The 491-nt window shown below is 69.2% G+C and carries 1 protein-coding gene; it reads right to left on the bottom strand.

What is annotated here, in order from left to right; all coding sequences use genetic code 11:
• A partial coding sequence (locus tag AC1DPX_RS35125) for a VCBS domain-containing protein (RefSeq protein WP_477242606.1) occupies nt 1-491 on the bottom strand: 491 nt, incomplete at both ends.

Below are 491 nucleotides of genomic sequence, written 5' to 3'. Positions count from 1 at the left end.
GTCCAGTTGCCCGCCGCGTCGATCGCAAACGCGCCATAGGTGCCCGTCGTCGAGCCGCTCCAGGTCGCCGTCGCGCCGTCGTCGACATCGGTCGACGCCAGCGTCCCGCTGGCCGACGGATCGCCGGCGACAACCGTGCCGTCGTCCAGATTGCCCGCCTCAACCACGGTGTCGGTATTGCCGCCAACAACGACCACAGGCGAGTCGTTGGTGCCGGTGATGGTGATGGTCACGGTTTCGGTCGCCGTCGCACCCTTGTCGTCGGTCACCGTCGCGGTGAACGTCTGGGTGTCGCTGGCACCCTCGGCCAGATGATCGGCCGCGCCTTGATCCAGCGTGAAGGTCCAGTTGCCCGCCGCGTCGATCGCAAACGCGCCATAGGTGCCCGTCGTCGAGCCGCTCCAGGTCGCCGTCGCGCCGTCGTCGACATCGGTCGACGCCAGCGTCCCGCTGGCCGACGGATCGCCGGCGACAACCGTGCCGTCGTCCAG

This window comes from Mesorhizobium sp. 01N446, from assembly GCF_056399285.1.
Note: the sequence above shows the minus strand (reverse complement) of the source record. Positions and strands in the feature narration are given on the sequence as shown.